Below are 13,351 nucleotides of genomic sequence, written 5' to 3'. Positions count from 1 at the left end.
GTACGACGGCGGGCGGCCACCCGCCGTCGTACGTCCCCTGTGTCTGTTGTCCCGGGTACTAGACGTTGAGGAGGTCCTTGTCCTTGTCGTCGTCCTTGGCCGGGCGGTTCCAGGCGTCGCCCTGCTCGCGGTCCAGGTGGGTGGTCTTCTTGTTCTTCAGGGCGAAGATGTAGACCACCAGCGAGATGGCAATGGCAACCGTGACGTAGGTGAAGAACAGGTCCACCCGCTCGGCTTTCTGGAACGCTGCGCCGAGCAGCGGGACCGTGCCGCCGAAGAGCGAGTTGGCGATCGCGTAGCCCAGCCCGACGCCCAGGGCGCGGATGGAAGCGGGGAACAGCTCAGCCTTGACCAGCGCGTTGATGGAGGTGTAGCCGCCAACGATCAGCAGGCCACCGAGCATCAGCATGAACGCGGTGAACGGGTCCTTGGTGCCGGCCAGCGTGGACAGCAGCGGCCAGGTGAACAGGACACCGGTGATGCCGAACCACAGCAGCAGCGGCTTGCGGCCCACCTTGTCCGAAATCAGGCCGTAGACAGGCTGGAGCAGCATGAAGATGAACAGGGCCCAGAAGTTGATGACGGAGGTGTCGGTCTTGGCGATGCCGGACGTATCGTTCATGAACTTGAGGATGAAGTTGGTGTAGGTGTAGAACGCCACGGTGCCGCCGAGGGTCACGCCGATGCAGATCAGCAGCGGCTTCCAGTACTGCGTGAAGAGCAGCCGCATGGTGCCGGGCTGGGCCTCGCCGGCCGCGATGGGTGCCTTGGCTGCAAGGACCTGCTCTTCCGAGACAGTTTCCTCCATCGAACGCCGCAGCCACAGAACCACCAGGGCGGCCACACCGCCGATGGCGAACGGGATACGCCAGCCCCACTCGGTCAGGTCGCCCTTGGGCATCACGTTCTGGAGGATGACCAGCACCAGCAGAGCCAGCATCTGGCCGCCGATCAGGGTCACGTACTGGAAGCTGGAGAAGAAGCCGCGGCGCTTGGAGGTGGCGGCCTCGGACATGTAGGTGGCGCTGGTGCCGTACTCGCCGCCCACGGAGAAGCCTTGGACCAGGCGGACAAAAATCAGCATCACCAGGGCCCAGACGCCCACCTGTTGCGTCGTGGGCAGGATCGCGATGGCAAAGGACCCTGCAGACATCAGCGTCACGCTGAGCGTCAGCGCGGCTTTGCGGCCCTTCCGGTCGGCATAGCGGCCGAAGAACCAGGCGCCGATGGGGCGCATGAGGAACGACGTCGAGAAGACCGCCATCGCTTCCAGTCCCGCTTGAAGATCGTCCTGGGAGTTGAAGAAGTGGGATTGGAAGTAGGCGGCGAAGACCGTGTAGACGTACAGGTCGTACCACTCCACCAGGTTGCCCGCGGAGCCTTTCAGGATGTTGCTCACTGCCCGGCGGGTCTGGGCTGCCTCGCTTTGGATTTCGGTTTGCTGGGTGCTCATCGCTGAACCTTCCTGGATTGCGGCGCCGCGGCTTCCTGGCGCAGTTTCGTGCTGTCCATGGCGACATTGCCCATGGTTCCTCCTCGACGTTGACGGTCCCTGCACACGCCGAGGGACTCCTCCAAGTTATGGGTGATGCACAGCACAACCTACGTGGCAGGCCATTTCCTAACACTTCCTTAGGTTTCGCCGGGGCCGGAGGGTAATCTCCAAAGCGGGCAGATTTTGGTGCCCAGTCAACGAAAAAGGGACCGTGCCATGGAATTGCTGATCGTCGAGGACGACGACGCCATGGCTTCCGCACTGGCCGCCGCGGTGGTAACGGCCGGCCACCACCCCACCCGCGTGGCGCGCGGAGCCGACGCCCTGCTGGTCCACCGGAAGTTCGGGGTGATCCTCCTGGACCTGGGGCTTCCGGACATGGATGGCCTTGAAGTCCTGCGGAAGCTGCGCCAGGTCACCCCGGTGCCGATCCTGATCCTGACAGCGCGCGACGACGAACGCAGCGTGGTGCTCGGCCTGCGGTCCGGAGCGGACGACTACCTCGTCAAGCCTGTGAAGCTCGTTGAGCTTTTGGCCCGCATCGAAGCAGTGACGCGACGGGCGGGCCGCCACGCCGCCGCACCGCAGCAGGTCATCGCCCTGCGGGATCTGCAGATCGACCTCGAACGGCGTGTGGCAACCCGGGGTCCAGAGAAGTTGCCTCTGACCGCCACGGAGTTCGATCTGCTTGCCCTGCTGGCTGGTCATGCGGGTTCCGTAGTGACCAGGGAACAGATCCTCGACGCGCTGTGGGGAGACGCCTTCGTAGCCACCTCCCGCGCCCTCGACGTCCACCTGACCGGGCTGCGGGCAAAGCTCCAATTGCCCGGCTTCATCATCAACGTCCGTGGCGTGGGCTACCGGATCGAGGCTGACTCCGCGTGAAGCTGCGCGTCCTGGGCATCTTGAGCGTACTGTCCGTCCTGCTGGTCCTGCTGGGCTCCACCGCCATCCTCGCGTCCGTCAGCCGCGAGCTGACCCAGGAACTCCAGATCAAACGGGTGGCCGCACTGAACCGGTTCGCGCAGGTGGCCCTGGACGCCACAACCGCCGAGGTTTCTGCGGGGCTCCAGACGGAAATGGACAGATATTCCGAGCTCTACGGCGAGGGAGTCCTGATCCGCCTCCAGCAGGGCACCTTGCGCTCGGGTGGACTCCGCGAGGACAGAGCCGACGTCGGTGACGCACTGGCCCGGGCGAACCTGAACCTCAGCGACACCACCCTGGCCCCGCTTCAGCCTTTTGGCCCGGACGCAGAGGTGCTGTCCCGGTCCTTCGGCAGTGCCAGCCAGGTGCTGGGCGAGGTGGTCCTGGAGGTGAAGGTGGAACCGGCCCGGCAGAAACTGCGTGAGCGGTGGCTCGTCGTCGGGTTGGCGGCCGCCGCGCTCGCAGCCATGCTCCTCCTGGTTGCTGCCAGAGTGACCCGCTGGGTGCTGCGCCCGGTCCACCGCCTGAACGCGGCAGTGACCCAGTTCGAGGCAACCGGCCGGACCGGTCAGCTTCCCGAGGATGGGCCGCCGGAGCTGCGGGAGTTGAGCCGTTCCTTCACCACGATGGCCCGGACCGTCAGCAACAGCCTGGAGTCCCAGCGGCAACTGATCGCCGACACCTCGCACGAGCTCCGCAACCCGGTAGGCGCCCTGCGGCTCAGGATCGATCTGCTCCAGCTGGAACTCCAAACGGCCCGCCAGCAGGACGCCGCCGCCGGGGTCGTGGCAGAACTGGAGCATGTGGAAGACCTCCTTGAGGGGGTCCTGAGGCTGGCGGCGGCTGAGCACAGGGCAAGTGAATACTCTGCCCGGAGCCCACTGGGCGGATCTACGAGCAGCCCCGCAGGCCGGGTTCAGGCTCCCATCGATCCGCACCCGATCCTCCAGGAGGAAACCGAACGGGCCGGACCCGCAGCCCACCGCAGCGGGTCGACAATCCTGCTGCACGGCCCGCCGGAACCAGCCGTGCAGATCGCCGCCAACCCCGCCGAACTGGCCCAGATGGTGGCGGAACTGATCAACAACGCCATCAAGTACGCGCCAGGCGCCCGGATCTCGGTCGGCGCCCTGCGTCGCGGAGGCGCCGTCACCATCGAAGTGTCCGACGACGGCCCCGGGCTTTCGGCCGACGAACGGGCAGCGGCCACCGGCCGGTTCTGGCGCTCACCGCGCAACCGCGGCATCGGCGGCAATGGCCTGGGCATGACCATCGTGGACAAGCTGGCCAGCGCCAATTCCGGCCGCCTGGTGCTTGCCCAGGCCATCCCCCACGGCCTGGTTGCGCGCCTCGAGTTCCCGCCCGCAATGACCGGGCCGGAGGCCGTTGCCGGGCCTGCCTCCTTGCCCGGTCAGGCAGCCATGCCCGGGCAAGACCAGGCAACCGGTCCAGGGCAGGTTGCCTCGAATGAGTGACTTGTACGTTTTTTCCCGCCGGACGGCCCTCAAGGCAGGCCTGGCAGCCGGCCTGACCGGGCTGCTGCTGCCAACCCTTAGTGGATGCACACCTGAGGACCGCCCGGACACGGTCACGGTTGCCGGCGGCGAGCCCGGGGGCTTTTATCTGGAGTTCGCCGGACTGCTCGCCGCATCGCTGCAGCGCTATGGTGCGGCAGGCCAGGCCACGGCGCTGGCCACCGGTGGCAGCCTCGATAACATTGAATTCCTGCTTTCGGGCAAGGCAACGTTCGCCATCGCGCTCTCGGACGCAGCTGCCCAGCGCTCAGCGGCAGGTGACACAAACGCCGTCGGAATCTCCGCCGTCGGGAAGGTCTACGAGAACTACATCCACTGCGTTGTCCGGCGGGACAGCGGGATCCGGGATATCGCCGGGCTGGCAGGCCGGACCGTGGCGGTCGGTGAGCCTGGCTCGGGGACGTCGCTGACCACTCCCCGGCTGATCGAGGCCGCCGGCCTGGGCTTCACCGCACTGGGCGCCGGCGCAACTGCCACCTCCGGAGGGACCGTCAGCGTCCTCAACCTTGGGCTCAACGAGGGCCTTGCAGCCCTGCGGAACAAGTCCGTGGACGCGTTGTTCTGGTCCGGCGGCGTGCCTACCGCGGCCATTGCGGCCGCCCACCGTGACGCAGGGCTGGCTCTCCTGGACCTCTCGCCGCTCCTGCCGGCGCTGCGCGCCAAACACGGGCTTTTCTATGACCGCGTGCTGATCCCGGAGAGTGCCTATCCGGGCATTCCGGCGGTCTGGACGGTGGGCCTGGCGAACCTCCTGCTGTGCCGGAGCGATACGGATGCCCGCACGGTGAAAAAGACTGTGGAGATTCTGGTCAATCATGCTCAGGAACTGGTCCCGCGCTCCAGCCTGGGCGTGCAGTTCCTGAGCCCGGAGTCGTTGATCAACACCCCGGGACTTCCGCTGCACCCCGCCGCGGCAGCCGCCTACCGGGAGCTGCACGGCTAGGCCCAACGCTCTCTCACGTGATGCAATAAATACACGAACGCTCCATCACTTTCTTGAAGAAAGTGATGGAGCGTCGTGGAAAAACCGGCAGTAAGTGATAGAGCGTCGCCGGAAAACCGGCAGGAAGTGCCAGAGCGTCAGGCCCCGGAGTGGGCCTGCAGGAAGCTGTACACCTCGGTCTCGTCCACGCCGGGAAACGCTCCCGGCGGCATGGCGGCGAGCAGGTGCGAATGGGCGCGGGCCGACGGCCAGGCATTCCCGGCCCAGGCGGTGGTCAGTTCCGCGGGGGGACGCTTGCAGCATTTCGGATCGGGGCACGTTGAGGTTGCCCGCGCGGTCGTCTCCCGCCCGCGGAACCACTTCACGTGCTGGTACGGCACACCGATCGACAGCGAGAACTCGCCGCTGGCCGAACGCTCCGTCCGCGCCGTGCACCAGTAGGTTCCGGACGGGGTATCGGTGTACTGGCTGTAGGCGCTGAACTTGTCCGGCACATCAAACACCGCCCGCGATGTCCAGGCCTTGCACGACGGCTGGCCCTCAATGGCGCCGGTGTGGTCCTGCGGGAACGTCACGCCGTCGTTCTCGTATGCCTTGTAGATGATGCCGCTTTGATGGGTCTTCTGGAAGTGGGTGGTGATGCCCAGGTGCTTGGTGGCCAGGTTGGTGAAGCGGTGCGCGGCGGTCTCGTAGGAGACGGCGAAGGCGTCCCGGATGTCCTCCACCGCGATTTCCTTGGCGGTTTTGGCTGTCTGCAGGAAGTCCACAGTGGCCTGCTCCGGCAGCAGCAAAGCCGCCGCGAAGTAATTGGTCGCCACACGCTGGGCCAGGAAGTCGCCGTAGTTTTTAGGCGTCTCATGCCCCAGGACGTAATGTCCCAAAGCCTGCAGCAGGACAGATCTGGGGTCGTGGTCCTGCCGCTGGTTCTGCGTCAGGTAAATTCTGTGGTTCTTCAAATCGGTCACGGAGCGGGTGGAATGCGGCAGGTCACCCACGTGGTGGAGGGTGAATCCCAGCTTTTCGGCGATATCGGCGATCACGTGCTGGCTCAGCGGTCCGCCCGTGTACCCCACCAGGCCCAGCACCTTCTGCGCCTCGGCCTCATACTCCGGGAAGTAGTTGCCGCGTTCGCGCATCATGGCACGCAGCTCGCCGTTCGCGCGGCGGGCCTCCTCGGGCGTTGCCACTTGCTCGTTCAGCTTCCGTTCGAGCTCGTGCAGCAGACCTACCTGGGCTTCCAGCACATCGAGGGGGAGCCGTGAGCTGATGCGGATTTTGGGGAGGTTGAGGGACTCGTAGAGTGGCCCGCGCTGGTAGCGTTCGAGCTCGATTTCCAGGGCTGCACGGCGGCTGGGCGGTTCGGCGCCGAGCAGCTGGTCGATGCTGACGTTGAAGGCGCCGGCCAGCCCCTGCAGCAGGGAGAGCTTGGGCTCCCGCTTGCCGTTCTCGATCAGGCTCAGCTGACTGGGTGCGGTCCCGACGGCGGCACTCAGGTCATCGAGGGTGAAGCCGGCCTGCTTGCGGAGGTGGCGCACGCGGCGGCCCAGGCTGATGACGTCCAGTTCCGGACCGGCAGAGGACGACGACGACGGTGCGGCTTCACGATTCCAGCTTCCAGGGGACATTTCTTGAGGATACGCGAAGAACTGCATTTCTTTCTACTGTTTTCCTCTATCGAAGTGTTGTGAAGTGCTGAAAAGTAGTAATCACGGAAAGAAACACCGCACCGGGGGTAGCTGGCCGGAACTGCAACGGAGCAGTTCCGGCCAGCGGATAACCACCGGAGCTCAATCAAGGAGATCAACGATGACTGCAGCTTTTGAGCCCACCCAGCAGACGCCCGAACAGCAGGCCGCCGCCCTGGAGCTTGAGTGGTCGGCCAATCCCCGCTGGGAAGGTGTGACCCGTGACTACAAGGCCTCGGACGTCGTCAAGCTCCGCGGCCGCGTCTCCGAAGAGCACACCCTGGCCCGCCGCGGCTCGGAGAAGCTGTGGAAGCAGCTCACCGAAGAGCACAAGACCGGCGGCTACACCAACGCCCTGGGAGCCCTGACCGGCAACCAGGCAGTGCAGCAGGTCAAGGCCGGCCTGCGCGCCATCTACCTCTCCGGCTGGCAGGTCGCCGCGGACGCCAACAACTCCGGCCACACTTACCCGGACCAGTCCCTCTACCCGGCCAACTCCGTTCCCACCGTGGTCCGCCGCATCAACAACGCCCTGCTCCGCGCCGACCAGATCGAGTTCTCCGAGGGTGTCCAGACTGTTGAGGACTGGATGGTCCCGATCATCGCCGACGCCGAGGCCGGCTTCGGTGGCCCGCTGAACGCCTACGAACTCATGAAATCCATGATCCAGGCCGGCGCTGCAGGCGTTCACTGGGAAGACCAGCTCGCCTCGGAGAAGAAGTGCGGCCACCTCGGCGGCAAGGTCCTCATCCCGACACAGCAGCACGTCCGCACCCTGAACGCCGCCCGCCTCGCCGCGGACGTCGCCGGCACCCCGTCCGTGGTCATCGCCCGCACCGACGCCGAGGCAGCAACCCTGATCACCTCCGACGTCGATCCCCGCGACCAGGAATTCGTCACCGGTGAGCGCACTCCGGAAGGCTTCTACAAGGTCCGCAACGGCATCGAACCCTGCATCGCCCGCGCCAAGGCCTACGCCCCGTACTCCGACCTCATCTGGATGGAAACGGGCACCCCGGACCTGGAGCTGGCCCGCAAGTTCGCCGAAGCCGTCAAGGCCGACTTCCCGGACCAAATGCTCTCCTACAACTGCTCGCCGTCGTTCAACTGGCGCAAGCACCTGGACGACGCCACCATCGCCAAGTTCCAGCGTGAACTCGGCGCCATGGGCTTCACGTTCCAGTTCATCACCCTGGCCGGCTTCCACGCCCTGAACTACTCGATGTTCGATCTCGCCCACGGTTACGCCCGTGAAGGCATGAGCGCCTACGTCGAGCTCCAGGAGAAGGAATTCGCCTCCGAATCCCGCGGCTACACCGCAACCAAGCACCAGCGCGAAGTCGGCACCGGCTACTTCGACGACATCGCAACTGCGCTCAACCCGAACGCATCAACCCTGGCACTGGTGGGATCCACCGAAGAAGGCCAGTTCCACTAAAACTCCCGCCCACGGTGAGCAGATGAACTGCTCACCCGAAGGCACGACGGCGGCCGGCACGAAGGTGCCGATGCCACCGGGGGCCGGGGAAGGTGATCCGGAAGTGTGCGCAAAAGGGGCCCTGTCCCCGCCCGGCCGAGCTTTGCGAGGCCCCGGCGGGGATGGGGAATAGCACACGGAGGATTACCTTTTTCGGCCCCGACCTGTACCCCGCCGTCGAACACTTTGTCTCCGAGGAGAGATTGACATGAACAGCTTTACTGACGACTTCACGATCAACGGAATCACCATGACCGCGCAGCCCATCTGCCGGCAGAACGAGGTTCTTACTCCGGACGCTCTGGAGTTCGTCGCGAAACTGCACCGGGCAACTGCCGAGCGCCGGCAGGAACTGCTGCAGGCACGGCGGACCCGGCGGGCCGAGATCGCGGCCGGCCAGGACCCCCGGTTCCTCCGGGAAACCGAGGACATCCGCAACGACCCGTCCTGGCGCGTCGCTCCCCCGGCCCCGGGCCTGGAGGACCGCCGCGTGGAAATCACCGGACCGGTGGACCAGAAAATGACCATCAACGCCCTGAACTCCGGCGCGAAGGTCTGGCTCGCGGACATGGAGGATTCCTCCACCCCCACCTGGCGCAACGTCATCAAGGGCCAGCTGAACCTCACCGACGCCCTGGAACGCCGGATCGACTTCACCTCCCCCGAGGGCAAGGAATACAAGCTCCGCCCCGCCGGCGAACTGCCCACCATCGTGGTCCGCCCCCGCGGCTGGCACCTGCCCGAGAAGCACATGATCATCGACGGCGCCCCGATCGCCGGCGGCATCGTGGACTTCGGCCTGTTCTTCTTCCACAACGCACACCGCCTCCTGGCCCAGGGCAAAGGCCCCTACTTCTACCTGCCCAAGATCGAGAACCACCTCGAAGCACGGCTGTGGAACGACATCTTCATCCTCGCCCAGGACCTGCTGGGAATCCCGCAGGGCACCATCCGAGCCACCGTCCTGATCGAGACCATCACCGCCGCGTTCGAAATGGAGGAAATCCTCTATGAACTGCGTGATCACGCCGCGGGCCTGAACGCCGGCCGCTGGGACTACATCTTCTCCCTGATCAAAAACTTCCGCACCCGCGGCCCCCGGTTCGTCCTGCCGGACCGCGGCCAGGTGACCATGACCCAGCCCTTTATGCGCGCCTACACCGAACAGCTGGTCCGGGCCTGCCACAAGCGCGGCGCCATGGCCATCGGCGGCATGGCAGCAGCCGTCCCCAACCGCAAGGACGAAGCCGCCAACACCAACGCCTTCGAAAAGGTCCGCGCCGATAAGACCCGCGAGGCCAACGACGGCTTCGACGGCTCCTGGGTGGCCCACCCCGACCTCGTTCCGGTCTGCCGCGAAGTGTTCGACTCCATCCTCGGCGAACGTCCCAACCAGCTTGAGCGCACCCGTGAGGACGTGATCCCGGACGACGCCGCCCTGATCAACGTGGCCGCCACCGAAGGCACCATCACCGAGCAGGGCATCCGGAACAACATCGAGGTAGGCATCCGCTACATCGAATCCTGGCTGCGCGGAAACGGCGCCGTCGCCATCCACAACCTCATGGAGGACGCCGCCACCGCGGAAATCTCCCGCTCCCAGCTCTGGCAGTGGATGTACGCCTCCGCCATCACCGATCACGGCGAAATCATCACCCACCACTGGATCGAGGAACTCCTCGACGAAGAGTTCGCCCGCCTGGAACGCTTCGACGGCGACCGCTTCGAAGACGCCCGCGACATCTTTGAAGAAGTCACCCTCGCCCGGGACTTCCCGTCATTCCTCACCCTCCCCGCCTACGCCCGCTACCTCACGGAAGCCAAGACGAAGGCCTCCGCCGAGGAACTCGCCGCCGCTTAAGAGGCAGCAGCCGCACAGAATTCCGTCTGCCGGGCCGGCACGCCCTTCGCAACAGGCACCCCGAGATCCGGGGAGCCGGCCCGGCGACGGAACCACCTTTCAGCAAGGAGACGACGGCGGGACGCACCACACGCGGTGCACCCCCGACGCTCTCTCATTTAATGCAGGAAAACCCTGATCGCTCTCTCACTTTCCACAAGAAAGTGAGAGAGCGATGGTGTTTAAGCTGCATTAAGTGAGAGAGCGTCCGGAGCAGGGGGAGGGAGGCCGGGTCAGCGGCCCTTGGGCACCAGCCGCACGGAGAGGGTCGTGCTGAGGAAGAACGTCAGCGTCGAGGCAAGGATCAGGAGCAAGGCCGGGGTCCAGGAACCGGTGGCGTTGTGGACGTACCCGACCAGGGGCGGGGCAACGGCAGCGAAGCAGTACCCGAGCCCCTGAACCGTGGCGGACATCCTGCCGGCCGAGGCCTGGTCCCGGGCCAGTTTGATGATGGCGATGAAGATGACCGTGATGCCGCCGCCCTGGGCGATGCCGCCGGAGATGGACCACAGCCACCACAGCTGCGGTGCGAGCATCAGCCCGGCGGGTACGGCCACCCACAACACGCCCAAGGTGACCGCCGTCGTCGTCGTACTGAAGTATTTGGTGGCAAGCGGCACGCCCAGGCCGCCCACGATCGCGAAGATCTGGAACAGGGAGGACCCCGCCCCGGCGGCGGAAGCGGTCATGTCCAGCTCGTCGTTGAGGTAGCTCGGGAGCCAGGCGGTCACAGCGTAGTAGGAAAAAGCCTGCCCGGCGAAACCTGCGGTCAGGCCGGCAGTGATCCAGCCGGACCCCTTGACCGCGGGATGCTCCTGGCCGCCGGGAACCACCTCAGCCGAGGGCACGAACGCGGTGCGGGCGCCCACAGCCAGCGTCCAGAAAATGATGGCCACCACCGCCAGGATGCCGACGGAGGCGAGGGAGATTTGCCAACCCGCGAGCTCGGCCAGCGGCGCCGCCACCATGGATGTCAGGAACGATCCGATGTTCAGGGCCGCCGTGTAGACACCCATCGCTGTGCCCTGCCGCCGCGGCGAGAAGTCACGGCGGACGATCAGCGGCACGCCGATGTTGCCGATGGTGATGGCCAGGCCGATCATCACGGTTCCCACGAGCACGAGCGCCGGGCCTCCGGCGGAACGGACGATCACCCCGGCCAGCACGCCCAGAATGGTGAGCGTGACGGCGAACTCGGCGCCGAAACGCCGCGCAGTCAGGGATGCCAGCGGGGCAGCGAGCGCAAAACACAGCACCGGGATGCTGGTGAGAAGCCCCAAAACCACCGGTGAAAACCCGAGGTCCGCCTGCATGATGTCCACCACGGGGGCAACGGCCACGAAAGGTCCACGCAGGTTCAGGGCCAACAGGCCGATGCACGCGAGCAGGATCCAGGATTTCGGAACCCTCGCCATGAGCCGCCCGCTCACAGCGATTCCGGAGGGCTTAAAAATGATTTCATCACCCCCATTGCTATCACGCCCCCAGTTGGCTCCGCGCACCTTTGAGGGGGCCTAGGATGAACATCACGGCCCCGGACCACGGACGAAGGACCAGATATGCAGCAGCGGCTTGCCATCCTTGACGACTACCAGGACGTTGCGCACGGCTTCGCCGACTGGGCCTCCCTGGAACAGGCCGGCGTCACAACGTCGGTCTTCCGCGAACCCTTCCAGTCCCCGGATGCGCTGGTGGCGGCGCTGGTCGACTGCCGGATCGTGGTGGCGATGCGGGAGCGGACGCCCTTCCCCCGGGCAGTGCTGGAGAAACTTCCCGCCTTGAAACTGCTTGTCACCACCGGCATGGCGAACGCCGCCATCGACGTGGAGGCGGCCGGCGAACTCGGCATCACGGTGTGCGGGACACCCGGCTCGCCCACCGCCGCTCCGGAACTGACCTGGGCCCTGCTCCTGGCGCTTGCCCGGAATCTTCCGGCCGAGGAGAACTCCCTGCGGGCCGGAACCTGGCAGACCTCCGTGGGCATCGAGCTCGCGGGCAAGACCCTGGGAATCGTGGGCCTGGGCAAGATCGGGCGGCGGATCGCAGCCTACGGGCAGGCCTTCGGCATGGAGGTACTGGCCTGGAGCCAGAACCTGACGGAGGAAGCCGCGGCGGAGGCCGGTGCCCGGAGAGTCAGTAAGGAAGATCTTTTCCGGAATTCCGACGTCGCCACCTTGCACCTGCGGCTCTCTCCCCGTTCAGAGGGGATCGTGGGCGAGCAGGAATTGCGCCTCCTGGGCCCGGAGGGCCTGCTGGTGAACACGGCGCGCGGGCCATTGGTTGACCAGGACGCCCTGGTCCGGGCCTTGAGCGAGGGCTGGATCCGGGGAGCTGCGCTGGACGTGTTCGACGAGGAGCCAATCCCCTCCGGCCATCCGCTGCTCAGCGCCCCGAACACGGTACTGTCCCCACATCTGGGCTACGTCACGCGGGAGAGCTACCGCCAGTTCTACGGCGGCGCTTTTGAGGATGTCAGCGCGTGGCTGGCGGGTTCGCCGGTCCGCGTGATCGGTTCCTGACGCCCATTAGCCGGCCGCCTGGAGGGTTGCCTCAATCGCGGCAGGCGAAAGCACATGTTGGGTGACCATCTGGCTCGCGCCGAGAATCGCCGCCTGGTCACCGGCGATGGACAAGGCGATCCGCAGGTGCGAGGTGGCCAACGGAAGCGAGCGCCGGTACACCACCTCGCGCACGCCTGCCATCAGATGCTCGCCCACTTGGCCCAGGCTTCCGCCGAGGACGATGACTGAGGGGTTGAGAAGGTTCACCACGGTGGCCAGGACGTCCCCCAGATCGCGTCCGGCCTGGCGCAGGGCCTGGACGGCCAGCGGATTGCCCTCGTTGACCAGCCTCCGGACATCGCTGCCCTTGCTGGCCGGAACGCCCAGCCGGCTGAGTTCCGCGGCGATCGCGGGCCCGGACGCAAGCGCTTCCAAGCAGCCGGTGTTACCGCAGCGACACAGCACATCATCACCGCGGGGCACCCTCACGTGGCCAAGATCGCCGGCCGTTCCGTTGGCACCGCGCTGGAGTTCACCGTTGCTGATGATCCCCGCGCCAATGCCGGTGGCCACCTTGATGAAGAGGAAATTACTGTGCTCGGGCCAATGCGCGGCGCGCTCCCCCAGCGCCATGATGTTGACGTCGTTGTCCACCAGCACCGGCACCGGCAGCGAGCGCTGGACGTAACTGACGACGTTGAACCCGTCCCACCCAGGCATGATGGGCGGCTTGACCGGCCGCCCAGTGGCGTGCTCCACGGGACCGGGCAGGCCAATGCCTATGCCGGCAACCCCGCCGGCTGTCCGGCCGGCTTTGGCGAGGACCGCCAGGCCCTCACTCACCACACGGTCCAGCACGGCCTCCGGACCTGCGGCCACATCCTGGGC

Annotated in this window: 10 protein-coding genes; 6 read left to right on the top strand and 4 right to left on the bottom strand. The window is 66.1% G+C overall.

The window, feature by feature from the left end; all coding sequences use genetic code 11:
* Positions 1-58 precede the first annotated feature (58 nt).
* On the bottom strand, positions 59-1,453 hold the full coding sequence (locus DBR22_RS10410; protein ID WP_108598957.1) for an MFS transporter: 1,395 nt from the start codon (positions 1,451-1,453) through the stop codon (positions 59-61).
* 258 nt (positions 1,454-1,711) lie between these two features.
* Between DBR22_RS10410 and DBR22_RS10405 the strand changes: the two genes are divergently transcribed.
* From DBR22_RS10405 to DBR22_RS10395, 3 genes are read left to right on the top strand one after another with little or no spacing between them, the layout of a single operon-like run.
* Entirely contained in the window at positions 1,712-2,380 is a 669-nt protein-coding gene (locus tag DBR22_RS10405; RefSeq protein ID WP_108598956.1) for a response regulator transcription factor, read from the top strand.
* On the top strand, positions 2,377-3,897 hold the full coding sequence (locus DBR22_RS10400) for a sensor histidine kinase (protein ID WP_108598955.1): 1,521 nt from the start codon (positions 2,377-2,379) through the stop codon (positions 3,895-3,897). Before DBR22_RS10405 ends, DBR22_RS10400 begins: the two co-directional genes overlap by 4 nt.
* Complete coding sequence (locus tag DBR22_RS10395) at positions 3,890-4,900, top strand: TAXI family TRAP transporter solute-binding subunit (protein ID WP_108598954.1); 1,011 nt, start codon at positions 3,890-3,892, stop codon at positions 4,898-4,900. The genes DBR22_RS10400 and DBR22_RS10395 overlap by 8 nt, the downstream gene beginning before the upstream one ends.
* Before the next feature lie 137 nt (positions 4,901-5,037).
* Here DBR22_RS10395 and DBR22_RS10390 read toward each other — a convergent pair whose 3' ends face one another.
* Positions 5,038-6,552: an XRE family transcriptional regulator gene (locus DBR22_RS10390; RefSeq protein WP_108598953.1), complete on the bottom strand. Its 1,515-nt coding sequence runs from the start codon at positions 6,550-6,552 to the stop codon at positions 5,038-5,040.
* A 154-nt stretch (positions 6,553-6,706) separates the two neighbouring features.
* Between DBR22_RS10390 and aceA the strand changes: the two genes are divergently transcribed.
* Together aceA and aceB are read left to right on the top strand one after the other, a co-directional pair.
* Positions 6,707-8,023, top strand: coding sequence for an isocitrate lyase (gene aceA / locus DBR22_RS10385; RefSeq protein WP_108598952.1), 1,317 nt, complete (start codon positions 6,707-6,709; stop codon positions 8,021-8,023).
* A 247-nt stretch (positions 8,024-8,270) separates the two neighbouring features.
* Entirely contained in the window at positions 8,271-9,923 is a 1,653-nt protein-coding gene (gene aceB, locus DBR22_RS10380) for a malate synthase A (protein ID WP_108598951.1), read from the top strand.
* 272 nt (positions 9,924-10,195) lie between these two features.
* Here aceB and DBR22_RS10375 read toward each other — a convergent pair whose 3' ends face one another.
* Positions 10,196-11,377, bottom strand: a complete 1,182-nt coding sequence (locus DBR22_RS10375) for an MFS transporter (RefSeq protein WP_108598958.1) — start codon at positions 11,375-11,377, stop codon at positions 10,196-10,198.
* 144 nt (positions 11,378-11,521) lie between these two features.
* Between DBR22_RS10375 and DBR22_RS10370 the strand changes: the two genes are divergently transcribed.
* Positions 11,522-12,481, top strand: coding sequence for a D-2-hydroxyacid dehydrogenase family protein (locus DBR22_RS10370; RefSeq protein WP_108598950.1), 960 nt, complete (start codon positions 11,522-11,524; stop codon positions 12,479-12,481).
* A gap of 6 nt (positions 12,482-12,487) precedes the next feature.
* On the opposite strand, the gene DBR22_RS10365 is transcribed toward DBR22_RS10370, so the two are convergent.
* Positions 12,488-13,351: ROK family protein (locus DBR22_RS10365; RefSeq protein WP_108598949.1), on the bottom strand; the 864-nt coding region annotated here is incomplete at its 5' end.

Origin of the sequence: Arthrobacter sp. HMWF013 (genome assembly GCF_003061105.1) — a bacterium.
Taxonomy (GTDB): Bacteria; Actinomycetota; Actinomycetes; order Actinomycetales; family Micrococcaceae; genus Arthrobacter.
This window is presented reverse-complemented; position numbering and strand designations above follow the sequence as displayed.

Excerpts from the sequence above, each read along its gene's own strand:
- DBR22_RS10410 (WP_108598957.1), bottom strand. The coding sequence starts at position 1,453 with ATGAGCACCCAGCAAACCGAAATCCAAAGCGAGGCAGCCCAGACCCGC.
- DBR22_RS10405 (WP_108598956.1), top strand. The coding sequence starts at position 1,712 with ATGGAATTGCTGATCGTCGAGGACGACGACGCCATGGCTTCCGCACTG.
- DBR22_RS10395 (WP_108598954.1), top strand. The coding sequence starts at position 3,890 with ATGAGTGACTTGTACGTTTTTTCCCGCCGGACGGCCCTCAAGGCAGGC.
- DBR22_RS10390 (WP_108598953.1), bottom strand. The coding sequence starts at position 6,552 with ATGCAGTTCTTCGCGTATCCTCAAGAAATGTCCCCTGGAAGCTGGAAT.
- aceA (WP_108598952.1), top strand. The coding sequence starts at position 6,707 with ATGACTGCAGCTTTTGAGCCCACCCAGCAGACGCCCGAACAGCAGGCC.
- aceB (WP_108598951.1), top strand. The coding sequence starts at position 8,271 with ATGAACAGCTTTACTGACGACTTCACGATCAACGGAATCACCATGACC.
- DBR22_RS10375 (WP_108598958.1), bottom strand. The coding sequence starts at position 11,377 with ATGGCGAGGGTTCCGAAATCCTGGATCCTGCTCGCGTGCATCGGCCTG.
- DBR22_RS10370 (WP_108598950.1), top strand. The coding sequence starts at position 11,522 with ATGCAGCAGCGGCTTGCCATCCTTGACGACTACCAGGACGTTGCGCAC.